This is a genomic window from Streptomyces sindenensis (assembly GCF_014649035.1).
Taxonomy (GTDB): domain Bacteria; phylum Actinomycetota; class Actinomycetes; order Streptomycetales; family Streptomycetaceae; genus Streptomyces; species Streptomyces sindenensis.
The window spans coordinates 1-22352 of the sequence record NZ_BMSG01000052.1; the positions used below are offsets into that span (position 1 = coordinate 1).

Below are 22352 nucleotides of genomic sequence, written 5' to 3' on the forward strand. Positions count from 1 at the left end.
CCGCATGACGTCAATCGCCAAAGCTGTCCTCACACTGGAGCGGCAACGCTGAAGAAGCTCAATGAACTACTGGCGCTGGGGCTGGAGGACGGCGACTACGGCGTCGCCGTGAGCGAACTGGGAATGGAGGTCGAGCCCCCGGCCCCGTTCAGCGCGGAAGGATGGCTCCGGGCGGTGGCGAGCCAGCTCGCGGCGGGCCGACCCGAGTACGGCTGACGCAGCCGGTTTCGGCCCGGCGGCAGGCCGCCGCTTCAGGCGCTCAGCGGCCCGCACGCCTCGTCGGTGGCCGACAGCGCGTCGGGGTAGACGTCGAAGAGCCGACGCACGCCGAGCGCGCCGAGCACCTTGTTGACGTGCGAGCCGTCCTCCGCGCCCCGGGCCGGGAGGATCAGCCGCAGTCGGCCGCCGCAGGACTTCATCAGCCGGCGCGAGGCGATCAGCACGCCGACGCCGCTGGAGTCGCAGAAGAACACCTCGGACAGATCGAGCACCACGTCGTGCTGCCCCTCCGCGACCGCGTCGTGGACGGACTGGCGCACGACGGGCGAGGTCACCAGATCGAGTTCACCGCTTATGCGCAGCACGGCCCAGGACCCCTGCTCCGCCTCGTCCACCTTGAGCGTCACGACTGGACCTCTCGTTCCGGGGCTCCCGGCAATCCGGAAGTTTCCGTTCCTCCTCGCGGCTGCCCCACCGCACCCCCATGAAACACCGAAGCGCGCACGAAGGCCCAGGAGGTTTCCGGCGTAAAGGCGCAGTTCGGCCCGTTTTCGCTGGTCGGAGCGGTCAGGGAGGCAGCGGGGCCGAAAATCGACTACCGTCGTCGGCCACGCGCCGCGGGAAGAGAGTTGCTTCAAAGGCGCGTGCACCGCGCACCGGGCGGACTACATTCGGTCCACACGGGCACAGGGTGCATCACGGAGCTGGGCGGAACGCAGAACAGGGCCGGGGGCTGGGGGGTTCATGGCGAAGGACACGGCACCCCGCTGGGACCGCAGGATGCAGCAGAGGCTGGCCCGCGGTGAGGCGGCTGCCCTCGGCGAGCTCTACGACCGGTTCGCGGCCCTCGTCCACAGCCAGGCGCACCGGATGCTCGACGACGAGGACGCCGCCGACCTGGTGACCCGCGAGGTCTTCGCCCAGGTCTGGGAGAACCCCGAGGCGTACGACCCGAAGCAGGGCTCGATGCGTTCCTGGGTGGCCCGCCTCACCCACCGCCGGTCCGTCCAGCGGCTGCGGCACGCCGCGGCCTCCCGTTACGAGACGGAGCACGGCGAGGGCGCGGTGCCCGACCCGGAGGAGCTGGAGCGGCGGGTGCGCAGCGCCACGTCCGCCGCCCGTGCCGACTACATCGTCTCCTCGATGCCCGTACCCCTGCGGGAGGCCCTGGAGCTGGCGTACATCCACCGGCGGGACTACCGGCAGACCGCCGCCGATCTGGGGGTCACCGAGGACGAGGCGCGCCGTCGGCTCCGGCTGGGGCTCCAGCTGCTCTCCACGGCGAGCGCCCGCCCGCTCGAAGGGTCGGCGCCACCCGGTTACGGACGGGTCCGGTGAACGGCGACGGACGCGAGAGCGAGGGTGGCGAGGAGGTGCGCGGCGCCCGGCGGATACCGGGCCCGCGCGGGGCGGCGGACGACCTCGACCTGGCGTCCGTCCCGCTGCCTCCCCTGCCGCCGCCCGGCGGGACCGCCCCGGACGAAGCCGTCCCGGACCAGTCGGCCCCGAAGCCGGAGCGGAATGAACCCGAGCCTCCGGCCGCGAAGCCTGAGCGGGACGAGCCCGAGCCTCCGGCCGCGGAACCGGAGCCGGAGGAATCCGAGCCTCCGGCCGCGGAACCGGTTCCCGGCCCCGGCCCCGACCTCGCCCCGGCCCCCGGGCCGGACGCGGCCGACGGCGGGCCGGCGGACCGCTCCCCGGAGCCCTTCGTGAGCTCCGCCCCGGTCGACCTCCCCCACCAGGTCCTCAAGGCCCTCCTCGGCGCCTGGGCGCTGTCCGCCTGCTCGGCGGAGGAGACTGCCGCCGTGGAGGACCACCTCACGGGGTGCGCCCCGTGCGCGGACGAGGCACTGCGGCTGCGGGACGCGGTGGGGCTGCTGCACACCGACGGCTCGCTGGACCTCGACCCGACGCTCCGCACCCGGGTACTGGACGGCTGCTTCGGCCGCCGCCCGGCCCGGATACCGGTGCCGGAGTGGGCCGCCCCGTACGACGCCGAGACCGCCCGGCTCGACGCGCTGCTCCGGGACATCGGGGACTCCGAGTGGCACGCCCCGGTGCGGCTCCAGTGGTTCGAGGAGGAGCGCCAGGTCAGCCGCCGGACCTCGGTCGCCGGGGTGATCGGACATCTGATGGCCGTCGACGGGCTGCTGTCCGCCGCGCTCGGGCTCGACGACCCGCTCGACGGCGGCGGGGCACCGCTGGACCCCACCGAGCGGACCGAGACGTACTGGTCGGCGACGCGCCGGCCGCCCACCCGGGCCGTCCGTGAGCCCTGGCGCGCCCAGAGCCACGAGCTGATCCGTACGGCGTCCTTCGCCGGGCGCAACGTCGCCGAGACGTCCGTCTCCTACGGTGCCTTCGCCCTGCCGCTCCAGGACGCGGCCCTGGACCGGGCGTTCGAGTGCTGGGTGCACGGCGGGGACATCGCCGACGCCGTCGACTACCCGTACCCGGCCCCGTCCGCGGCCCATCTGCACCGGATGATCGACCTGGCGGCCCGGATGCTGCCCGGCGCCCTCGCGGGCCGCCGCGGCACCGGGCTGGCCGGGCCGGCGAAGGACCTGGTCACGGCCGGGGCGCCGGGCCGCTCGCTCCATCTGGAGATCGAGGGCCACGGCGGAGGCGACTGGTACATCGCGTTGGACTCCCCCGCCGCCGTCGGCGCGCCCGAGCGGGCGGTGGCACAGGTCGCGCTGGACGGGGTGGAGTTCTGCCGGCTCGTGGCGGGCCACATCTCGCCGGTGGAAGCGGCGGCGGGCCAGGAGGGCGACCGCGAGGCCATCCGCGACGTGCTGTTCGCGGCGGCCTCGCTCAGTCGACTCTGAAGCCCCGCTCAGCCGGCTCCGAAACCGGGCCGGGCGTCTCAGCCGGCTGTCCACCCGGCCCCGGCGGGCCGCGCCGCTACGCGAAGATCACCGTGCGGCGGCCGTTGAGCAGGATGCGCCGCTCCGCGTGCCACTTCACCGCGCGCGCCAGCGCCTGGCACTCCACGTCCCGGCCGATGGCCACCAGCTGGTCGGGGGTCACGTCGTGGCCGACGCGCTCGACCTCCTGCTCGATGATCGGGCCCTCGTCGAGGTCGGCGGTGACATAGTGCGCGGTCGCGCCGATCAGCTTCACGCCCCGGGCGTGCGCCTGGTGGTAGGGCTTGGCGCCCTTGAAGCTCGGCAGGAACGAGTGGTGGATGTTGATGATCCGGCCGCTGAGCTGCTTGCACAGGTCGTCGGAGAGGACCTGCATGTAGCGGGCCAGGACCACCAGCTCGACGTTCTCCTCGCGGACCAGCTCCAGCAGCGCCGCCTCCGCCTCCGGCTTGTTGTCCTTCGTCACCGGGAGGTGCCGGAAGGGGATGCCGTACGAGGCGACGAGCTCGGCGAAGTCGGTGTGGTTGGAGACGACGGCCACGATCTCGACCGGCAGCGCGCCGGTACGGGACCGGAACAGCAGGTCGTTGAGGCAGTGGCCGAACTTGCTGACCATCAGCACGACCCGCATGCGCTCCGCGGACCGGTGGATCTGCCACTCCATCCGGAAGGCCTCGCCGATCGCGGCGAAGCTGGCGCGCAGCTTGTCCACGGTCACCGTGGCATCCGCCGAGAAGTGGACGCGCATGAAGAACAGACCCGTGTCGTGGTCCCCGAACTGCTGGCTGTCCTCGATGTTGCAGCCGGTCATGAAGAGATAGCTGGACACGGCGTGCACGATGCCCTGTTTGTCGGGGCAGGAGAGCGTGAGGACGTACTGCTCGGTCGCGGCGGCGTCCGGGATGGCGGCGGAGGCGGGCTGTGGCGCGGTCATCCTTGTAGCGTGCCACACCCGGCCGGTGCTAGGCGGCCCTGGTCATGATGCGGATGACGTCCAGCGAGCGGGGCGGTATGTCCGGATCCTCCGCGTCGTTGGTGGTGAGCATCACATGGGCCTCGCGGGCCGCGTGGACGGCCTCGGGCCAGCCGTGGTGCTCCAGATAGGCGGAGACGGGGGCGTCCGCGCCGACCTGGTGCATGATCCGCAGCACCCGCAGGGCGGCGGCGTCCACGGCGGCGGCCTCGGCGGAGTCCCTGAATATGGTGCCGATGTACTTCTCGGCGGACCAGTTGTCGAGCCAGGTGTCCTCGACCAGGCGGTACACGGCGTCGGTGACGTCCCCGTACCCCTCCCGGCCGGCGAGCCAGCACTCGTGGTGGAAGACGGGGTCGGAGAGCATGTGCAGCGCCGAGCGCACGTTGGTGCGCCAGCGCCACCACGGCATGTCAGTGAGCGGCATGCCGCCCATGGTGGAGGAGCGACGGCCGCGACGGGAAGAGTTCTCCGAACCTTGCTGCACGGTGCTCGATCGTACGTTCCTTCACCGCGCCTCCGCACGGGCCCCCGCAATTCACCTGGACGTCACCGAGCGTTGAGGACGGCACACCGCGCCGTTACCCCGGGCCCGGAAGGGTCCTTGCCATGACCGGACGGCGACGCCCCACCCTTCCCCGCTCCTTCCCGGGCGTTATCAGCGCGGCGGCGGCGGGGGCGCTTCTGCTGTCCGGCTGCGGCGTGCTCCCTGGAACCACGGGGGGATCCAGGGAGCCCGTCACCGTGATGACCTGGGCCCCCGACCGGTCCGAGGACATCAACGCGGTGAAGATGGCCGGGGTGCCCGCGATGGCGCAGACGTACGCCCGCTGGGTCAACGACACCGGCGGCATCGACGGGCGCGAGCTGCGGGTGATCGTCTGCGACGAGGGCGACACGTCGATCGGCGCCGAGCGGTGCGCGCGGGAGGCCGTCGACAAGAAGGTGGCCGCCGTCGTCGGTTCGTACAGCCGCCACGGGCAGAGCTTCATGCCGGCGCTGGAGGCGGGCGGCGTCCCGTACATCGGCGGGTACGGCGCCTCCACCGAGGAGTTCAGCAGCTACCTCTCCTACCCGGTCAACGGCGGCCAGTCGGCTCTGCTGGCGGGCCACGGGCAGCAGTTGGGCGGCAGTTGCACCCGGGTCTCGCTGGTGCGGCCCGACTCGATCGGCGGCGACGGCATGCCGCCGCTCCTCAACAACGGGCTGCTGGCCGCGAACCGGCCCGCCTCGACCGACATCCTGGCCCCGCTGGACGCCACGTCCTACGACGAGCAGGCCACGCAGGCGCTGGAGCGGTCCGGCGGCGGCTGTGTGACGGCGGTGCTGGGCGCCCGTACGGAGACGTTCTTCGACTCCTTCCGCCGGCTGGAGCCGGACGGCGAGCAGGTCAGGATCTCCTCCGTGCTGGGCAGCGTCAACCAGCCGCTCATCGACCGCACGGGCGGCCGGAACAGCCCGTTCGAGGGCGCCTACGTCACCGGCTGGTACCCCGACGCGAAGAACTCCCGCTGGCAGCAGATGCGCGACGTGATCGAGAAGTACGCCTTCGGGGACAACCGCATCGACCCGGACGACACCACCGTCCAGACGACCTGGATCGCGTACACCGCGCTGCGGGCGGCCGTCCGGGCGATCGGTGACGAGACCGTCACCCCGGGCCGGGTCGTGGCCACGCTCAACGGGGGCGTCGAGGTCGACACCGGCGGGCTGACCCCGACGCTCCGCTGGCGCTTCAAGGACCTCGTCGGCACGTTGAACTACCCGCGCATCGTCAACACCAAGGTGACGTTCCAGGTGGTCCGCGAGGGCCGCCTCACCGCCCAGCGGAAGGGCTTCGTGGATGTCGCGGACGCCCTGACGGACGCCCCGCGCAGCTGAAGCCCTCCCGCGCGGGCCGGGGTCAGAGCTCCGTGTAGGCGTGCTTCGTGAGGCCGTACTTCACCGCGATCGCGTTCCAGAGCCTGGACGCCTCGCGCTTGGCCTCGGTGGCCACCCCGCTCTGGTTGTTGCCCTTGGCCGCCTCGTTGGTCGTCCGGGCCTTGCCGCCCTTGCAGACGTGCTTCTGCTTCTTGGCCTGCCGCGCCCAGGTGGCGTAGTGGTCGTCGGCCGCCGCCGATGCCTTCCACGCCCGGTTCAGCGCGGCCGTCAGCTCCGCGTGCCGCGGGAGCTTGTCCACGGTCAGCCCCTGGAGGCGGGTCACCAGGTCGCGGCGCTGCTGGGCGGCGCCCCGGAGATCGGCGTCCGCCCGGTCCAGGTCCTTGCAGGACTTGATCTTCTCGACCGCGCTGATCACCGCGGCCCGGCTGTTGTTGCTGTCGGCCAGCAGCTTGTCCAGCGCCTCGGCCTGCGGCTTCGCCGGATCGACCGCCGCCTTCTCGGTGGGCTCCGCCTCGGCCGGTGAACTCTGCGCGGCGACCGGCCGCTTGTCGTTCTCGCCGGAGTCGTCGCCGCCGCTCATCAGCGCGCCGGCGCCGAGTCCGATGACCGCGCAGCCGACGACGACCGCCGCGATCAGCGGAATGTGCGCGGACCGCCGGCGCGGGGCCTCACCGCTCTGCTGCGGTACGGGCCCGTCGTCCTCCGCGCGGCTCTGGAAGCCCTGGAGGCCCGACTGGTAGCCGGCGGGCGCCTGCGGCGGCAACTGGCCGCCCGGGGACGGGTGCTGGGGCTGCTGGGGCTGGTGGCCCTGCTGCCCGTACGCGGACGGGGGCTGCTGCCCCGCGTCGAACCGCGGCATCTGCTGCGTGGCGCCCGCCGGTTCCTCGCTGCGGAACAGGTTGTCGAACTCCGCGGGCGGCTGCCGGTCCCCCGGCGCGCCCGGCCTGATCCCGTACGGGGCTCCGCCCGGCACCGGGGGTATGTACTGGGTCGCGTCGGCGTCCCCGCCGCCCGGCTGCGGCCCCACGGGCCCCGGCCCGCCCGGGACGGGCGCGATGTACTGCGTGGCGTCCGCGTCCCCGCCCGGAACCCCCTGGCCGCCCGGAGCCCCCTGCCCGGCCTCCGGCGGCAGCGGCTGCGCGTACGGGAGCGGCTGGGACGGGGACGGGGGCTGGTGCTGCTGGTCGTGCTGGGGCTGGGGCTGCTGGTACTGCGGCTGGTACGCCCCGGGCTGCTGCGGCTGCTCGTAGGAGCCGGGCTGCTGGGGTTGCTGGTACGCCCCGGGCTGCTGGTACGTCTCCGGGCCCGGCGCCTGCTGCACGGGCGGCAGGGGCTGCGCCTGCGGGTAGCCGTAGCCCCCCTGCGCCTGCTGGTCCGGCTGCGGCGCCCCGGCGGACTGCGGCCCCCAGGCCTGCCCCCACGGCTGACCGCCCGCGGGAGCGCCCTGCCCGTCCTGCCCGGCCGGGGGCGCCCCCGGGGTCCAGGCGGCTCCGCCGTCGGCGGGCAGCACGACGCCCTCGTGCGCGGGTCGTGCGGCGGGGAGCTGATGCTCGCCGCCCTGTCCGCCCTGTCCGCTCTGCGTCACCGGGACTCCTACGTGTGAACCTACGGAATCGTCGGCTCACGCTATCGGGTGGTCGCCCGCCTCCGCCAAGCGCGTGGTGCCCCTCACCACCCCTTCACAGGGTGGGTAACATCCCGCGGCCCGGTGACGCTGTTATGGGGCCGGACCGCCGCGCCGGGTCTCCGGGCCGCTCCGAAAGCGGCCCGGACCACCCCGGACGACCACCTGATTCCTCACGCCGCCTGGAGTTCCAGCCGCTCACCGAACTCCCGCACCGCGGGCTCCTCCCCGAAGGGCGTCAGCCGCTGCTGGAGGTCGTCGAGATATTCGGCGCCCCGGCTGGAGCGCACCGTCGACAGCAGCTCCATCGCCCGGGTGCCCGTGTGGCAGGCCCGCTCCACCTCCCGCTGCTGCACCTGGGCCGAGGCCAGCAGCACCAGCGCGATGCCCCGGCGCCGCGCGCGGGTCTCCGGCAGCGCGGCCAGCGCCTCCTTCGCCCGCCGGGCCGCCTCGTGCGGCTGCCCCAGGTCCCGGTGGCAGTGGGCCAGTTCGTCCGCGAGGTAGCCGGAGTCGAAGTGCCGGATCCAGACCGGGTCGTCGCCGGTGTCCGGATCGGCCTGCTCCAGCGCGGCGACGGCCCGCCCCGCCACCGCGTGGCAGGTCCGGGCGTCCCCGAGGAGCGCGTGCCCCCGGGCCTCCGCCGCGTAGAACATGGCCTGGGCGCGGGGGGTGACCTGGCCCCGGGCCCCTTCCTGGGCGGCGCGGGCGAGTTGGGCGATCTCGCGCGGGTTGCCGAGCTGGGCGGCGAGATGGCTCATCGAGGCGGCCAGCACATAGCCGCCGTACGCCCGGTCGCCCGCCGCCTGCGCGAGCCGCAGGGCCTGGATGTAGTAGCGCTGCGCGAGTCCGGGCTGGCCGGTGTCGACCGCCATGTAGCCGCCGAGCTCGGTGAGCCGGGCCACCGCGGCGAACAGCTCGCGCCCCACCTGTTCGCGGTACGCCCCCGAAAGCAGCCCGGAGACCACGCTGTTGAGGTAGTGCACGAGCACCGGCCGGACATGGCCGCTGCCGAACCGGTGGTCGAGGTCGGTGAGCGCGGCGGTCATCGCCCGCACGGCCTCCACGTCGGACATGCCGACCCGGGACCCCGCCGTCCGCTCGACCTGGGCGTCCGGGCCCGAGATCAGCCAGTCCCTGCTGGGCTCGACGAGCGCGGACGCGGCGACCGCCGACCCGGTGAGCAGGTCCCGGCGGCCCACGTCGCCGCGCCACAGCTCGCAGACCTGCTCGACGGCCCCGGCGACGGTCGGCGCGTACTGGAGGCCGACGCCCGAGGAGAGGTTCTTGCCGTTGGCCATGCCGATCTCGTCGATCGTGACCGTACGGCCCAGCTTGCGGCCCAGCGCCTCGGCGATGATCCCCGGAGCCCGGCCCCGGGGCTGCTGCCCCCGCAGCCAACGGGCCACGGAGGTCTTGTCGTAGCGCAGATCGAGCCCCCGCTCGGCGCCGACCATGTTCACCCGGCGCGCGAGGCCCGCGTTGGAACAGGCGGCCTCCTGGATGAGCGTCTGGAGCCGTTCGTTGGGCTGGCGGGCTACGAGAGGCCTTGCAGCCATATGTCCCCCTGAAACATCGGTTATGTGCAGTGATCGGTGAAAGGGATCACTGCCCGGCACATACACAAGAAATGCGCATATTCCATCGGCATTCGGTACGGACATCGGTACGGACACGGGGCGTCGCACCGTCGCGGCGGGCCGGCGGCGGTCCCGGGCGGCGGTCCTGGAGGTGGTTACCCGCGCTTCGGTACGACGCCTCACGCGCGCCCCCGCCCATGCACCGATGCGCCCCGCGTGCAGGATCGATGCGCCGGGCCCGGTTCAGGGGAGGCCGTAACCCCTGGTGACGGCGAGAGTTGTGCTGGGCGTGGAGAAGCCCATCGGAGTCACGGAAGCCGCACAGGTCCCCCAGCAGCGGAGCGAGCTGCTGCTCGACGCCGCGGTGCGGTATGCGGAAGAGCGTCACTGGGACGTGTTCCCCGGCACCTGGCTGGAGGCGGCGGGCGGCGCGGAGCGGTGCTCCTGCGGCGACGCCGGCTGCGCCCTGCCCGGGGCCCACGCGGACCGGCCGGACTGGGCGGGCCAGGCGACCGGCAGCGGGGCCGCGGCCCGGCGCATGTGGACCCGGCAGCCCCGCGCCTCGGTGCTGCTGCCGACCGGCCGCGCCTTCGACGCGCTGGAGGTCCCCGAGGCGGCGGGCTTCCTGGCGCTGGCCCGGATGGAGCGGATGGACCTCACCCTCGGCCCGGTCACCTGCACGCCCGACCGCCGGATGCTGTTCTTCGTGCTGCCGGGCGGCGCGGCCAAGGCCGCCGAGCTGGTGCGCTCGCTCGGCTGGAACGCCGAGGCGATCGATCTGACCGGCCGCGGCGAGGGCCACTACATCGCCGCCCCGCCCACCCGGGTCGGCGGCCGGGGCGCCGTGCAGTGGGCCTGCGGACCCACCAACGCCAACCGCTGGCTGCCCGACGTGGACGAGCTGATCAGCCCGCTGGCGTACGCCTGTGCCCGGGAGGCGGCCGCCGCCCGCGCCCGGACCTCGTAGGACACCGGGGCCTTTCGTAGGGTGTCCTCACCACGTGGGGATATCGAAAGGCTGTGCCATGCCGGACCGGGCAGATGCACGTACGAGGACAGGCGCGACGACGGGCGCGGTGACGGGCGCGGTGACGGGCGCGGTGACGGGCGGGTCGCACGAGGTGCGGCCCGCCGTCCGTGTGCGGGGGCTGTGGAAGCGGTTCGGGGAACAGGTCGCCGTCGCGGGGATCGATCTGGAGCTTCCCGCGGGCAAGTTCATCGGCCTGGTGGGGCCCAACGGGGCGGGCAAGACGACGACGCTCTCGATGGTCACCGGGCTGCTGCGGCCCGACATGGGGAAGATCGAGGTCGCCGGGCACGACGTGTGGACGGACCCGGTCGAGGTGAAGTCCCGGATCGGGGTGCTGCCGGAGGGGCTGCGGCTGTTCGAGCGGCTGTCGGGCCGTGAACTGCTGGCGTACAACGGCCGGTTGCGCGGGCTGCCGGGCGACGAGGTGGACAAGCGGGCCACACAGTTGCTGGACGTGCTGGATCTCGCGGGCTCGCAGCACAAGCTGGTCGTCGACTACTCGACCGGCATGCGGAAGAAGATCGGGCTCGCCGCCGCCCTGCTCCACAACCCCGAAGTGCTCTTCCTGGACGAACCGTTCGAGGGCGTCGACCCGGTGTCGGCGCAGACCATCCGCGGGGTGCTGGAGCGCTACACCCGGTCCGGGGCGACCGTGGTCTTCTCCAGCCATGTGATGGAGCTGGTCGAGTCGCTGTGCGACTGGGTCGCCGTGATGGCGGCGGGCCGGATCAAGGCGCGGGGCACGCTGGCCGAGGTGCGCGGCGACGCGCCCTCGCTCCAGCACGCCTTCCTCGAACTGGTCGGCGCGGGCGGCCGGGACAACGGCGACTCCCTCGACTGGCTGGGCGGTTCCCGATGAGCGTGCTGGACGCCCCGGTCACCGCGTCCGCCCCGGCCGCGCCGACGACGGGGCTGACCCCGGTCTTCGTACGGCTCAAGCTGGCGCTGCTGCGCAACGGGCTGCGGCAGTCGGCCGGGCGCAGGGCGGCGTTCATCGTTTCCCTCGTCTTCAGCCTGCTGCTCGCCGCGGGCCAGGTCCTCGGCCTGGTCCTGCTGCGCGGCAACGAGCACGCGGGCACCGTCGTGGTGCTGCTGACGGGGATCATGGCGCTCGGCTGGGCGGTGCTGCCGCTGTTCTTCCCGAGCGGTGACGACACGCTCGATCCGACCCGGCTGGTGATGCTGCCGCTGCGCCCCGAGCCGCTGATCCGGGCCCTGTTGGTGTCCTCGCTGGTGGGCATCGGCCCGCTGTTCACCCTGTGCCTGGTCATCGGCTCGGTGCTCGCGCTGGCGCACGGGGCGGCGGGCGTGGTGTTCGCCATGCTCGCGGTCCCGCTGACGATGCTGCTGTGCGTGGCGCTGTCGAGGGCGGTGGCCACGGCCAACGTCCAGCTGCTGAACTCCCGCAAGGGCCGCGATCTCGCGGTGCTCAGTGGGCTGGTGATCGCGGTGGGCATCCAGTTCGTCAACTTCGGCGCGCAGCGGCTCGGCCAGGCGGGCGGGCTCTCCTCGTTGGACCCGGCGGCGAGTGTGGTGCGCTGGCTGCCCGGCGCCTCCGCCGTGGCATCGGTGGACGCGGCGTCGGACGGGGCGTATGGGGCCGCCGTCGCCCAGCTCCTGATCACGGCCGGCGCCCTGGTGGCACTGATGTGGATGTGGCAGCGGAGTCTGGTGAAGCTGATGACGGCTCCGGACGGTTCGACGCTGGCGGCGGCAGAGCCGACCCGGGAGAAGGCGTCCGGCCGGGGCGGGCTCTGGGCCCTGCTGCCGGAGGGCCGGACGGCGACGGTGATGCAGCGCAGCCTGCGGTATGTGGCCCGGGATCCGAAGACCAAGGCGGCCTGGGTGACGGCGCTGGCGGTCGGCGCGATCGTGCCGCTGCTCAACGCCCTCCAGGGCACCGGCTCGGTCTACTTCGCGTGCTTCGTCGCCGGGATGCTCGGCATGCAGATGTACAACCAGTTCGGCCAGGACACCTCGGCCTTCTGGATGGTGGCGCTGACGATCTCCTCGTCCCGGGACGCGTACGTCGAACTGCGGGCGCGGGCGCTGGTCCTGCTGCTGCTCACCCTGCCGTTCACGGTGCTGGTGTGCGGGGTGACGGCGGCGGTGATCGGTGACTGGCGGTCGCTGCCGGGGGCGCTCGGTCTGTCCTTCGCGCTGCTGGGCTCGATGCTGGCGACGGGCGCGGTGGCCTCGGCGCTGTTCCCGTACTCGATTCCGCAGGAGGGCGCGTTCAAGAACGTGGTGCCCGGGCAGGGCGGTCTGGCCTGGATCTCGATCCTCGGGGGCATGCTGGCCGCCGCGCTGCTGTCCGCGCCGGTGATCGTGCCGACGATCTGGATGCATGTCACGGACCACCACGACGCGCTGTGGCTGATGGTGCCGGGCGGGCTCGTGTACGGGGCGTTGCTCGCGTGGGCGGGGCTGCGGATCGCGGCCGGGCGCACGGCGAACCGGCTGCCGGAGATCCTGGCGGCGGTCAGCAAGGGCTGAGTCGCCGTCCTCGGCGGGGCGGGCGGCGGTGGGGCGACGGGCTCTACGGCGAGACCGGTTCGCGGTTGTCGCGGTTGTCCTCCACGATCTGTTCCAGGAAGGGTTCGACCGCGGCCCGCCAGCCCTCCGGCTGGTCGTAGTGGACGAGGTGGCCCGCGTCCGCCACCTCCGCGTACTGGCCGCGGGGCAGCACCCGGACCATCTCCTGGGCCTCGGCCCTGCCCAGCTCCCCGTCGAGTCCGCGCAGCACCAGGGCGGGGCACCGGACCTGGGCCAGCTCCTCCCAGTGGGCGTCGAAGACCCAGGTGGCGCGGGAACGCAGCATCTGGCGGCGGGAGAAGACGGGGCGCCAGCCGTCCTCGCCCTCGGTCATCACCTCGGCGTAGAACTCGCCGCGCGCGGGGCTCGGCCGCTCCACCCAGGGGTCGTCCTCGCCGAACCACTTCCGTACGTCGGCGAGGGTGGCGAACGGCAGCGGCCAGGAGTCGAACCAGTCGCTCCACTCGCGCTGGGAGGCGGCCCCGAGGGCGGAGGCCCGCATGTCGCAGATGACGACGGCGCGGACGAGGTCGGGGCGCTTGGCGGCGAGCTGCCAGCCGGTGAGCGCTCCCATGGCGTGGCCGACGACGGTGACCGGGCCGAGGTCGAGCTGTTCGATCGCGGCCTCGGCGTCGGAGACGTAGGCGTCGCGGGTGTACGGGCCGTCGGCGGGTTTCTCGCTGCGGCCGTGGCCGCGCTGGTCGAGGCCGACCGCGCGGTGCCGCTCGGCGAGCCAGCGGGCGGTCGGGGCCCAGTGCGAGGCCCGGCCCATCAGCCCGTGCAGCAGTAAGACCCCGGGAGCGCGGGCCGCTTCCGCGCGCTCCTTGGGCGGGTCGGCGAACTCCCATGCCGCGAGGCGTACGCCGTCGGTTCCGGTTACGTCGATGCGCCGCACCATAGTCCTGGCACCCCCTTCTGGTCCTCGATCACTGTGTGGTCGCGTCGCCAGGCTATCGAACTCATATTCGAAAATGGGGTTTCGCCACCCAAGACCCCACGTTCGAGTGACACCGGTCAAGGATTGATGCCGACCGGCCTGGGGAGATCTTCAGCGGGAGGCGGGCCGCTCGGGGACAGGGGCCCGCGGGAACTGACCTTGAGAGCTCGGGGCTCCGGGTCAGCACAGGGGAGGAACGGCCCCGGCGCCCTCGGACGCCGGGGCCGCCCCCTGTCCGGGGACGGCCGCCGGCGGTCTCGACAACGATGGCAGCCGTGCGGTGCGCGTCCTGCTGCGACGGGCGCATTCCCTGCTCCCTCCCCGACCGTGCCGACCGGAGCCGGCCGACACCCTCAGGTCCTCTGCCTGGCATCAGCCTGGCATGCGACAGCGTCCGGGCGCTGCCGTTCCGGACGGAAACCGGCGAGCGCACATCACGGTTGTGTTGCCGCACGGCAACAGAGCGCCGCCGCCGGGCGGCGGGCGGCGGCGGTCAGCGCTTGGCGACGAACACGTGCGAGGCGACCTCGGTGTCCAGCTCGGCCGCCTCACCGCTGGAGCCGACCAGCACCCCGCCGGGCGACTCGGTGACGCTCACGACGGACCCGGGCTGCACCCCGGCCCTGCGCAGCGTGTACATCAGCTGGGCGTCGGTCTGGATCGGCTCCCCGATCCGCCGCACCACCACGGTCTTGCCCTCGGCGCCCGGGTCCAGCTCGGCCAGGCTCACCATGGAGGCGTCCAGGAACGACTCGGCCTCGGCCTTCTCGCCCAGCTCCTCCAGGCCCGGGATGGGGTTCCCGTACGGCGACTCCGTCGGGTGGCGCAGCAGCTCCAGCACCCGCCGTTCCACCGCCTCGCTCATCACGTGCTCCCAGCGACAGGCCTCGGCGTGGACCTGCTCCCACTCCAGGCCGATCACATCCACCAGCAGACACTCGGCGAGCCGGTGCTTGCGCATGACGCGGGTGGCGAGGCGGCGGCCCTCCTCGGTCAGCTCCAGGTGGCGGTCCCCCGCGACCTGGACCAGTCCGTCGCGCTCCATGCGGGCCACCGTCTGGCTGACCGTCGGACCGCTCTGGTCCAGCCGCTCGGCGATCCGGGCGCGCATGGGGACCACGCCTTCCTCTTCCAGTTCGAGGATGGTGCGGAGATACATCTCCGTGGTGTCGATCAGTCCGGACATACGTGCCCCTCGATGCTGTGACTAGAAGACGTCGTGCGATGGCCCTGCACCAATTCTGACGCATGGCGCCGACAACCGTGCCGCCCCCGTGGAAGCCCGGTGGAAGTGGGTGCGCGTGCGGACGCCGGGCGGTATTGACAGTCCACTGGTCCAGACCGCAACGTGATCGGCGGCACGGGCGTTCCCGGGCCTCCGCACGCCCGCACCGCACCTGCCTCACCACCCCGTCGAAAGGGCTCTCCCCCATGAGCGACAGCAAGCTGGCCGGTCAGTTCTTCGATGCGGCGATCGGCCTGCTGACGCGGGTACGGGACGAAGAGGCGGAGAGCATCGCCGCCGCGGGCGCGGCCGTCGCGGACACCGTCGAGGCGGGCGGCCGGCTCTTCGCCTTCGGCGCGGGCCACTCCTCGCTGGCCGCCCAGGACGTCGTCTACCGCGCGGGCGGCCTGGCGCTGATGAACCTGCTCACCGTGCCCGGCGTGGTCGGCGTGGACGTCATGCCCGCCCCGCTCGGCTCGGCGCTGGAGCGGGTCGACGGACTGGCCTCCGCCGTCCTGGACTCCAGTCCCCTCACCGCGGGTGACCTCCTGGTGATCGTCTCGCTCTCCGGGCGCAACGCCCTGCCGGTCGAGATGGCGCAGAACGCCCGGGCCCTCGGACTGAAGGTCATCGGCGTGACCTCGGTCGCGTACGCGGAGAACACCCGCTCCCGGCACGCCTCGGGCGGCTTCCTGCGGGACCACTGCGACATCGTCCTGGACAGCAAGATCGCGATCGGCGACGCGGAGCTGACGGCCCCCGGCGTCGAGGCCCCCTTCGCCCCCGCCTCGACCGTGGTGACCAGCGCGATCATGCAGTCGATGCTGGCGGCCGCCGTCGAGCAGCTGGTGGCCCGGGGCGTCGAGCCGCCCATGCTGCGCTCGGGGAACGTCGACGGCGGCCACGAGTGGAACGGCCGGGTCATGACGGAGAACCGGGACCGGATCTTCTACCGGCACTGAGCCCGCGCCACCGGAAGGCGGACGGGCACGACGTGGCCCCCGGCCGCGCCGAGGCACGCGTTGAAGGGGCTTCCCCGGCGGCCGGAGCACGCGGGAGAAGCCTCCCCGGCAGCCGGGGCACGCGGGAGAAGCTTCCCCGGCCGCCGGGGCACGCGTTGAAGGGGCTTCCCCGGCAGCCGGGGCATGCGGGAGAAGCTTCCCGGGCCGCCGGGCCGCCGGGGCGGCGCGTGGGCAGGGTGACGCGGGCCCGTCCCCGCGCGACCACCCCGGGGCCTCAGGGGGTGCCCGCCCCCCGGGTCGCCAGCGCCAGGTCGACCGCCCCCGCGACCCGGGCCGCGACCGTCTCCGCGTACGCCGCGTCACCCCGTTCGAACGCGGCCCGGTTGGCCGCGCGGAGGAACGTCAGCACGCCCAGCGTCCGGCCGCGGCTGCGGAGCACCGCGCAGAGTGCGTGCGCCGCGTCCCGGGGCCAGCGGCGCTCCGCGGCCCAGGCCTGCGACGCGGCGGCCCCGGCCCCCGCGCTCGTACGGACGGTGCCGGTGCGCTCGACCGACTGGAGGGCCGGGTGGCCGGGGGCGTACCGGGCGGGGATGGAGCCGCCGGCCACCAGCAGGCACGGGCCGGGGGCGTCGAACGGCGTGGCGGCCGTACGCACCAGGCGCTCGCCCGCCAGCAGGTCGACCAGGACGTGATCGGCGAACCCGGCGAGCGCGAAGTCCAGCAGGGAGGTCGCGGCCTCCATCGGGTCCTCGTACTCGCAGGCCGTACGCGCGGCCCGGTGCAGCTGGCTCGTCCGGAACCGCAGCCGGTCGGCCTCCTGCTCCGCGAGCCGGGCGGCGGTGACGTCCTGGAACAGCCACCCCACCCCGAGCGGAACCGGCTCCTCCGTCAGCGGTGAGGCCAGCCGCAGGAATCCGCTGCGCCAGCACCGCCGCCGCTCGCCCTCGGCCGTCCGCAGCGTCACCCACAGCTCGGCCGGTGCGCTCGGGGCCCCCTCGGCGAGCACATGGTGCAGGGCGGCCTCCAGCTCCTCGACCCCCTGGACGACCAACTCGCCGAGCGGGCGGCCGAGGAGTGCGGTGCGGCTCCCGCCGAGCGCGCGGGCGGCGTGCGCGTTGACGACCGTGGGCCGCAGGTCGACATCGACGAGGACGGCCCCCCAGGACGCGTCCTCCAGCAGCGCCTCGCTCAGGGCGATGGCCCGCTCCAGGTCGATCTGGGCGTGCACCTCGCTGAACGCGCAGTAGACCCCGGCCGGCTTCCCGTCGGCGCCGCGCACCCCGGCGGACTGGGTCCGCACCAGCACCCGGCCGCCGTCCTTGCGCAGCAGCGCGAACTCGTGCACCTGCCGCCCCGGCGCGTCCATGGCCGACATCAGCCGGGCCCGCACCTCGTCGGCGTCGGCCCGCCGCACCGCCCAGCCCGCGAAGCCGCTGCGGCCGACGGCCTCCTGGGCCGACCAGCCGAGAACGCGTTCGGCCTCGCGGTTCCAGTGGGTGACCGTGCCGGCCGCGTCGAACGCGCAGAGCGCCGCGTCCATCCCGTCGAGCAGCGCCGCCAGCAGCTCGGACCCGTCGGGCGGCGCACCGGGGACCGTCTCCTCGCCGGCCGAGGCCCCGGGGTCCGCGGAGCGCCCCGGCGGCCCGCCGCCGGGATCCTCGTCCGGTCCGAGCTCGTCGGTGGCCCCCCGGCTCCTGGGAACACCCACTCCGCACCCCCCGCAGAACGTGTCGGCCGTCGTCCCACGCGTCGCCGCGTGTATTGCTGCACGTCAGACCATTCAACTCGAACGTGACCCAGCACACATCCACTTCGCCGAAATCATTTCCTCCGCCACCGGTCTCCCGACGGTTTCGCGCCACGCGGCGGCGGCCTGCTCGTGGTCCAGGACGGCGACGCCACCCCGGCGCCGGAGGGCCGGGAGGCCACCGGTTTCCCGTTCGTGGACCTGCGCAGGGTCCGGAGCGCCCTGGGCCCGACACGGGCGGCACAGGCCGACGAATAAATCGTTTGTACCGCGACGCGGGGCGCTCCTAGGCTGTGGAGCACACAGGAAAGGAGGTGTTCCGGAAGTGATTTCTCTTCGGACTCGTGAGGTGGCTGCGGGCTGACGCCCGTCGTCGCACTCTTTCTGCAGTGCAGGCCGGTCGCCGGCCAATCCCAAGCAGTCACCGACCCGCAGGCTCGCCGGTAAGTCCGGCCGGCTCCTCTGTGCACGGAGGAACCAGAGCCTGCGGGTTTCTGCGTTGTACGGACGCCGGGCGCGGGGGCCTTACGGGCAGAGCCGCTCCACCCGCCAGGGGCCGCCCGGCCCGTCGCCCGTCCTGACGTACCGCAGCCGGTCGTGCAGCCGGTTCTCGTGCCCCTGCCAGAACTCGATCGTCTCGGGCACCACCCGGAAGCCGCCCCAGTGCGGCGGGGCCGGGACCCTCTCCCCCTCCGGGTAGCGGGCGGCCAGCTCCTCGTACCGGGCGATCAGCTCCTCGCGTGACCCGACGACGGTGGACTGGGCGCTGGCCCACGCGCCGAGCTGGGAGCCGTGCGGGCGGGTGCGGAAGTAGCCGACGGTCTCCTCGCGGGAGGTGCGGGAGGCGGTGCCGGTGACGATGACCTGGCGGGCCATCGGGTGCCAGGGGAAGAGCAGGGAGACGTACGGGTTCGCGGTCAGCTCGCGGCCCTTGCGGGAGTCGTAGTTGGTGAAGAAGACGAAGCCCCGGTCGTCGTACTGCTTGAGCAGCACCGTGCGGGAGGACGGGCGGCCGTCCGCGTCGGCGGTGGAGACGATCATCGCGTTGGGCTCGTGCAGCACGCCGCCGACGGCGACCTGGCGGAACCAGCGGGCGAACTGCTCCATCGGATCGGCGGCGAGGTCACGCTCGACGAAGTCCTCCGAGCGGTACTGCTCGCGCATGGCCGCGGGATCGGTGGTCAAATCGTCCGGGAGGGGTCCCGTGGAACCTTCTGGTGTGGGCACGGGCCCCATCCTGCCGCAGGGGCCGAGTCTGCCCGGCGCCGAGGTGCCGTAACCGCACGCCGTCGAAAGGGGGCCCTGTGCCGGATGTCACGCTTCCCCGCATCGGAGGAACCCGCCAATATCTTGGGGCAGGCCGCTGTGGCCTCCGCACAGCCCAGCACGCCGCGCACCGCACGCCGCCCGCCGAACTGAGGGAGCCGCCTGATGTCCGACTTCGTACCCGGTCTTGAGGGAGTCGTCGCGTTCGAAACGGAGATCGCCGAACCGGACAAGGAAGGCGGTTCGCTCCGCTACCGCGGGGTCGACATCGAGGACCTGGTCGGTCACGTCTCCTTCGGCAACGTGTGGGGCCTGCTGGTGGACGGGGCGTTCAACCCCGGCCTGCCGCCCGCCGAGCCGTTCCCGATCCCCGTGCACTCGGGTGACATCCGGGTCGACGTCCAGTCCGCGCTGGCGATGCTCGCCCCGGTCTGGGGCCTGAAGCCGCTGCTGGACATCGACGAGGCGACCGCCCGGGACGACCTGGCGCGGGCCGCGGTGATGGCCCTGTCCTACGTCGCCCAGTCGGCGCGCGGCCAGGGTCTGCCGATGGTGCCGCAGAGCGAGATCGACAAGGCGCACTCGGTCGTCGAGCGCTTCATGATCCGCTGGCGCGGCGAGCCGGACCCGAAGCATGTGAAGGCGGTCGACGCGTACTGGACGTCGGCGGCGGAGCACGGCATGAACGCCTCGACGTTCACGGCCCGGGTCATCGCCTCGACGGGTGCGGACGTCGCGGCCGCTCTGTCCGGCGCGGTGGGCGCGATGTCTGGCCCGCTGCACGGCGGCGCCCCGTCCCGGGTCCTCGGCATGATCGAGGAGATCGAGCGTACGGGCGACGCGACCGCGTACGTGAAGCAGGCCCTGGACCGGGGCGAGCGCCTGATGGGCTTCGGCCACCGCGTCTACCGCGCCGAGGACCCGCGCGCCCGCGTCCTGCGCCGCACGGCCCGCGAGCTGGCCGCCCCGCGCTTCGAGGTGGCGGAGGCGCTGGAGAAGGCGGCGCTGGAGGAGCTGCACAACCGCCGCCCGGACCGGGTCCTGGCGACGAACGTGGAGTTCTGGGCGGCGATCGTGCTGGACTTCGCGGAGGTCCCGGCGCACATGTTCACGTCGATGTTCACGTGCGCCCGCACGGCGGGCTGGTCGGCGCACATCCTGGAGCAGAAGCGCACGGGCCGCCTGGTGCGCCCGTCGGCGACGTACGTGGGCCCGGGGACGCGGGATCCGCGCGAGATCAGCGGCTACGAGGACATCGTCGCGGGCTGAGCCGGGGCGGGGTCACGGGGCGGAGTCCCGGGTCGGAGTCCGGGGGCAGAGCCCCGGGTCGGAGTCCCGGGTCGGAGTCACGGGACGGGGTCGGGGCAGCCCGGCCCCGCCTCAGATCTTCCCGCTCACCAGGACCGTACGGTGGCCGTCCAGCCGGCGGTCGAACGCGGCGAGGAAAGCGGGGGTGAGGTCGGGCCACCCCCAGAAGGTGAAGCCGAGAGCGCCGAAGGCGAAGCAGTGCTCCATCCCCGTCCAGTCGACGAGCGGGGAGGACGCGTCGCAGTGCGCGCACCGCACGAGGGCCTCGACACCCGCCTCCCAGTCCTCGATCGCCTCGGAGAAGGGGTCCCAGGCGCCGGGTATCTCCCGCAGGGCCCTGTCCTGGAACGCGATGTCCCGCTCGCAGCGCGGGCATCGGGCCGAGGACGGGTCGGCCCACTGCCCGGCGTCGAACACGGTGCGGGTGACGGCGACGTCGAGCCCTCCGCCCTGCCAGGGCTCGCCCCAGCCGCTGCTGTCGACGACCTCGCGCATACGCGGCCCCGGCGGATATCCGGGGTCGCGGCCGAGCACGGGCTCGGTCCGGTCGGGCCCGATCACGCCCTCGGCCACGAGCCAGGCGACGACGCGCGCGGCCAGCGCGGCGGCGTCCGCCTCGGTGGCATCGCGATCGACGACGGTCTGGAAGTAATCCCCCACGACTCCCCCTCCGGCCCTTCCGGCGCTCCGGACCTTCGACGGTGTCCACTCTGCCACCCGCCTCTGACAGTCCGGGCGGCCTCAGGCGGGCTCAGGCGGGCTCAAGCGGGCTCAGGCTCGGCGGACGGCGATGACGTTGTCGGTCACGGTCGCCGTCTCGCCGCCGGGCCCGGTGGCGGTCCGCTCGGGCGCGTGGCAGCGCTCGGTTCGCCATCCGTCGCCGAGCCGCAGGGAGGCGAGTACGTCGTCGGGGGCGGGGAACCGCACGTCCTCGTGACCGTCCCGCCAGGACCAGGGGGCGAGCGAGGCGTGCTCGACCAGGACGAGGAGACCGCCGGGAGCGACGGCCTCGGCGGCGCGCCGGAGGACCTGGTCCCGCGGGATCTCCACAGGGGTGTGGAAGTAGCTGGCGGTGACGAGTTCGAAGGCCCCGTCGGGGAAGGACCTGGCCAGGTCGTGCCGGCGCGGGTGGACGCGGTGGGTCAGCCCGGCCGCGGCGGCTCCGGCGGCGACCCGTTCCAGGGCGGTGGCCGAGACGTCGACGGCGGTGACGTCCCAGCCGAGCGAGGCGAGCCAGAGGGCGTCGCCGCCGTGCCCGCAGCCGAGGTCGAGCGCCCGGCCCCGGCCACCGCCGCCACCCGGCTCGGGGGCCAGGGCGGTGACGGCCTCGGCGAGGACGGCGTTGGGCCGGGTGCCCCACTGCGGGTCGACGCCGGCGTAGTGGTGCTCCCAGAACGCGGCGGAGTCGGTGGCACGGGTGGTGTCGCTGCTCATGGCGGATCCCTTTCGTTTCCGTTCCCTGTTTTCTGCTCCTCGGGAGGAAGGTGCGCCGCGGCCTGCCGCCCTTGCAAGCTTCCATGCCGTTTCGGCAACCTGGGGCGCATGGGAGCCGCTTCAGAACAGCCACCGCCGGATCAGCCGCCACCGGCGTCGGGTGCCAGGAACCGTGACGGCGTGCTGGCGGGCGTGGGCCCCCGCCTGCGCGAACTGCGGCGCAGGCACGGCCTGACGCTGGCCGAGCTGGCGGAGCGGACCGGGATCAACGAGAGCACCCTGTCCCGTCTGGAGGGCGGCACCCGCAAGCCGACGCTGGAGCTGCTGCTGCCGCTGGCCGAGGTCCACGCGGTCCCGCTGGACGAACTGGTGGGCGCGCCCCGCACCGGCGATCCGCGCATCCACCTCCGCCCGGTGACGCGGGACGGACTGACGTACGTACCGCTGAGCCGCCCGGGAGGGGTCCAGGCCCACAAACTGCTGATCCGCCCGAGCCCGGCGGGCACGGAACCGACCCTGCGGACCCACGAGGGCTTCGAGTGGCTGTACGTCCTGGCCGGCCGGCTGCGCCTGGTCCTGGGCGAGCGAACGCTCGTCCTGAAACCCGGCGAGGCGGCCGAGTTCGACACGCATGTCCCGCACTGGCTCGGCCCCGACGACGACCGCACCGTGGAACTGCTCGTCCTCTTCGGCCACCAGGGCGAACGGGCCCACCTGAGGGCGCGCCAGGAGCCTTTGCGAGGATCGGCGGATGGGACGACCTGAGG

The 22352-nt window shown here is 73.5% G+C and carries 21 protein-coding genes; 10 read left to right on the forward strand and 11 right to left on the reverse strand.

Annotated features, from left to right (window positions below; genetic code table 11):
- On the forward strand, positions 1-216 hold a 216-nt coding region (locus IE145_RS33635), incomplete at its 5' end, for a contact-dependent growth inhibition system immunity protein (protein WP_268246833.1).
- 35 nt (positions 217-251) lie between these two features.
- Here the strand turns inward: IE145_RS33635 and IE145_RS31965 are convergent.
- Positions 252-626, reverse strand: coding sequence for an STAS domain-containing protein (locus tag IE145_RS31965; RefSeq protein ID WP_189528926.1), 375 nt, complete (start codon positions 624-626; stop codon positions 252-254).
- Between the two features lie 337 nt (positions 627-963).
- On the opposite strand from IE145_RS31965, the gene IE145_RS31970 reads away from it, so the two are divergent.
- Both IE145_RS31970 and IE145_RS31975 read left to right on the forward strand, forming a co-directional pair.
- A complete protein-coding gene (locus IE145_RS31970; RefSeq protein ID WP_189528927.1) occupies positions 964-1557 on the forward strand; it encodes an RNA polymerase sigma factor in 594 nt (197 codons plus the stop codon).
- The gene (locus IE145_RS31975; RefSeq protein WP_189528928.1) at positions 1554-3047 is read left to right on the forward strand and encodes a zf-HC2 domain-containing protein; all 1494 of its coding nucleotides are present in this window, start codon (positions 1554-1556) and stop codon (positions 3045-3047) included. Before IE145_RS31970 ends, IE145_RS31975 begins: the two co-directional genes overlap by 4 nt.
- Before the next feature lie 76 nt (positions 3048-3123).
- Here IE145_RS31975 and purU read toward each other — a convergent pair whose 3' ends face one another.
- Together purU and IE145_RS31985 are read right to left on the reverse strand one after the other, a co-directional pair.
- Positions 3124-4020 carry a formyltetrahydrofolate deformylase gene (purU, locus tag IE145_RS31980; protein ID WP_189528929.1) on the reverse strand — a complete coding sequence of 299 codons (897 nt, stop codon included), beginning with the start codon at positions 4018-4020 and terminating at the stop codon, positions 3124-3126.
- A 28-nt stretch (positions 4021-4048) separates the two neighbouring features.
- Positions 4049-4495 (reverse strand): SCO4402 family protein, encoded by a 447-nt coding sequence (locus tag IE145_RS31985; protein WP_189528952.1) that lies wholly within the window; start codon positions 4493-4495, stop codon positions 4049-4051.
- Positions 4496-4668: 173 nt separating this feature from the next.
- Between IE145_RS31985 and IE145_RS31990 the strand changes: the two genes are divergently transcribed.
- Positions 4669-5940: an ABC transporter substrate-binding protein gene (locus tag IE145_RS31990; RefSeq protein ID WP_189528930.1), complete on the forward strand. Its 1272-nt coding sequence runs from the start codon at positions 4669-4671 to the stop codon at positions 5938-5940.
- 22 nt (positions 5941-5962) lie between these two features.
- Here IE145_RS31990 and IE145_RS31995 read toward each other — a convergent pair whose 3' ends face one another.
- Both IE145_RS31995 and IE145_RS32000 read right to left on the reverse strand, forming a co-directional pair.
- The gene (locus IE145_RS31995) at positions 5963-7525 is read right to left on the reverse strand and encodes a hypothetical protein (protein WP_189528931.1); all 1563 of its coding nucleotides are present in this window, start codon (positions 7523-7525) and stop codon (positions 5963-5965) included.
- A 212-nt stretch (positions 7526-7737) separates the two neighbouring features.
- Entirely contained in the window at positions 7738-9120 is a 1383-nt protein-coding gene (locus IE145_RS32000) for an NsdA family TPR-like regulatory protein (protein WP_189528932.1), read from the reverse strand.
- A gap of 301 nt (positions 9121-9421) precedes the next feature.
- On the opposite strand from IE145_RS32000, the gene IE145_RS32005 reads away from it, so the two are divergent.
- Genes IE145_RS32005 through IE145_RS32015 form a run of 3 tightly spaced genes read left to right on the forward strand, consistent with a single transcriptional unit; the run spans position 9422 to position 12667 of the window.
- Positions 9422-10108, forward strand: a complete 687-nt coding sequence (locus IE145_RS32005; RefSeq protein ID WP_189528953.1) for a bifunctional DNA primase/polymerase — start codon at positions 9422-9424, stop codon at positions 10106-10108.
- A 58-nt stretch (positions 10109-10166) separates the two neighbouring features.
- Positions 10167-11030 (forward strand): ABC transporter ATP-binding protein, encoded by an 864-nt coding sequence (locus IE145_RS32010; protein WP_189528933.1) that lies wholly within the window; start codon positions 10167-10169, stop codon positions 11028-11030.
- Complete coding sequence (locus tag IE145_RS32015) at positions 11027-12667, forward strand: transporter (protein WP_189528934.1); 1641 nt, start codon at positions 11027-11029, stop codon at positions 12665-12667. The genes IE145_RS32010 and IE145_RS32015 overlap by 4 nt, the downstream gene beginning before the upstream one ends.
- Positions 12668-12710: 43 nt before the next feature.
- On the opposite strand, the gene IE145_RS32020 is transcribed toward IE145_RS32015, so the two are convergent.
- A complete protein-coding gene (locus IE145_RS32020) occupies positions 12711-13604 on the reverse strand; it encodes an alpha/beta fold hydrolase (RefSeq protein WP_189528935.1) in 894 nt (297 codons plus the stop codon).
- Between the two features lie 532 nt (positions 13605-14136).
- Positions 14137-14829, reverse strand: coding sequence for an iron-dependent transcriptional repressor DtxR (locus tag IE145_RS32025; protein ID WP_006126698.1), 693 nt, complete (start codon positions 14827-14829; stop codon positions 14137-14139).
- Positions 14830-15074: 245 nt separating this feature from the next.
- Between IE145_RS32025 and IE145_RS32030 the strand changes: the two genes are divergently transcribed.
- Complete coding sequence (locus tag IE145_RS32030) at positions 15075-15830, forward strand: SIS domain-containing protein (protein WP_189528936.1); 756 nt, start codon at positions 15075-15077, stop codon at positions 15828-15830.
- A gap of 274 nt (positions 15831-16104) precedes the next feature.
- Here the strand turns inward: IE145_RS32030 and IE145_RS32035 are convergent, their stop codons facing one another.
- Positions 16105-17538 carry a PAS domain-containing protein gene (locus tag IE145_RS32035; protein ID WP_189528937.1) on the reverse strand — a complete coding sequence of 478 codons (1434 nt, stop codon included), beginning with the start codon at positions 17536-17538 and terminating at the stop codon, positions 16105-16107.
- A gap of 564 nt (positions 17539-18102) precedes the next feature.
- Positions 18103-18741 (reverse strand): pyridoxamine 5'-phosphate oxidase, encoded by a 639-nt coding sequence (gene pdxH / locus IE145_RS32040; RefSeq protein WP_189528954.1) that lies wholly within the window; start codon positions 18739-18741, stop codon positions 18103-18105.
- A 267-nt stretch (positions 18742-19008) separates the two neighbouring features.
- Here pdxH and IE145_RS32045 point away from each other — a divergent pair, with 267 nt between their 5' ends.
- Complete coding sequence (locus IE145_RS32045; RefSeq protein WP_109197027.1) at positions 19009-20112, forward strand: citrate synthase 2; 1104 nt, start codon at positions 19009-19011, stop codon at positions 20110-20112.
- A 111-nt stretch (positions 20113-20223) separates the two neighbouring features.
- Here IE145_RS32045 and IE145_RS32050 read toward each other — a convergent pair whose 3' ends face one another.
- Together IE145_RS32050 and IE145_RS32055 are read right to left on the reverse strand one after the other, a co-directional pair.
- The gene (locus IE145_RS32050) at positions 20224-20811 is read right to left on the reverse strand and encodes a hypothetical protein (RefSeq protein WP_189528938.1); all 588 of its coding nucleotides are present in this window, start codon (positions 20809-20811) and stop codon (positions 20224-20226) included.
- Positions 20812-20922: 111 nt separating this feature from the next.
- Positions 20923-21585: a class I SAM-dependent methyltransferase gene (locus IE145_RS32055; RefSeq protein ID WP_189528939.1), complete on the reverse strand. Its 663-nt coding sequence runs from the start codon at positions 21583-21585 to the stop codon at positions 20923-20925.
- A gap of 108 nt (positions 21586-21693) precedes the next feature.
- Between IE145_RS32055 and IE145_RS32060 the strand changes: the two genes are divergently transcribed.
- Positions 21694-22350: a helix-turn-helix domain-containing protein gene (locus tag IE145_RS32060; protein ID WP_229825996.1), complete on the forward strand. Its 657-nt coding sequence runs from the start codon at positions 21694-21696 to the stop codon at positions 22348-22350.
- The last annotated feature ends 2 nt before the right edge of the window (positions 22351-22352 follow it).

Coding starts and splice junctions, on each gene's coding strand:
- IE145_RS32000 (WP_189528932.1), bottom strand. CDS start 9,120: ATGGCTGCAAGGCCTCTCGTAGCCCGCCAGCCCAACGAACGGCTCCAG.
- IE145_RS31990 (WP_189528930.1), top strand. CDS start 4,669: ATGACCGGACGGCGACGCCCCACCCTTCCCCGCTCCTTCCCGGGCGTT.
- IE145_RS32015 (WP_189528934.1), top strand. CDS start 11,027: ATGAGCGTGCTGGACGCCCCGGTCACCGCGTCCGCCCCGGCCGCGCCG.
- IE145_RS32030 (WP_189528936.1), top strand. CDS start 15,075: ATGAGCGACAGCAAGCTGGCCGGTCAGTTCTTCGATGCGGCGATCGGC.
- IE145_RS31970 (WP_189528927.1), top strand. CDS start 964: ATGGCGAAGGACACGGCACCCCGCTGGGACCGCAGGATGCAGCAGAGG.
- purU (WP_189528929.1), bottom strand. CDS start 4,020: ATGACCGCGCCACAGCCCGCCTCCGCCGCCATCCCGGACGCCGCCGCG.
- IE145_RS32010 (WP_189528933.1), top strand. CDS start 10,167: ATGCCGGACCGGGCAGATGCACGTACGAGGACAGGCGCGACGACGGGC.
- IE145_RS32055 (WP_189528939.1), bottom strand. CDS start 21,585: ATGAGCAGCGACACCACCCGTGCCACCGACTCCGCCGCGTTCTGGGAG.
- IE145_RS32020 (WP_189528935.1), bottom strand. CDS start 13,604: ATGGTGCGGCGCATCGACGTAACCGGAACCGACGGCGTACGCCTCGCG.
- IE145_RS32025 (WP_006126698.1), bottom strand. CDS start 14,829: ATGTCCGGACTGATCGACACCACGGAGATGTATCTCCGCACCATCCTC.
- pdxH (WP_189528954.1), bottom strand. CDS start 18,741: ATGCGCGAGCAGTACCGCTCGGAGGACTTCGTCGAGCGTGACCTCGCC.
- IE145_RS32060 (WP_229825996.1), top strand. CDS start 21,694: ATGGGAGCCGCTTCAGAACAGCCACCGCCGGATCAGCCGCCACCGGCG.
- IE145_RS32045 (WP_109197027.1), top strand. CDS start 19,009: ATGTCCGACTTCGTACCCGGTCTTGAGGGAGTCGTCGCGTTCGAAACG.
- IE145_RS31985 (WP_189528952.1), bottom strand. CDS start 4,495: ATGGGCGGCATGCCGCTCACTGACATGCCGTGGTGGCGCTGGCGCACC.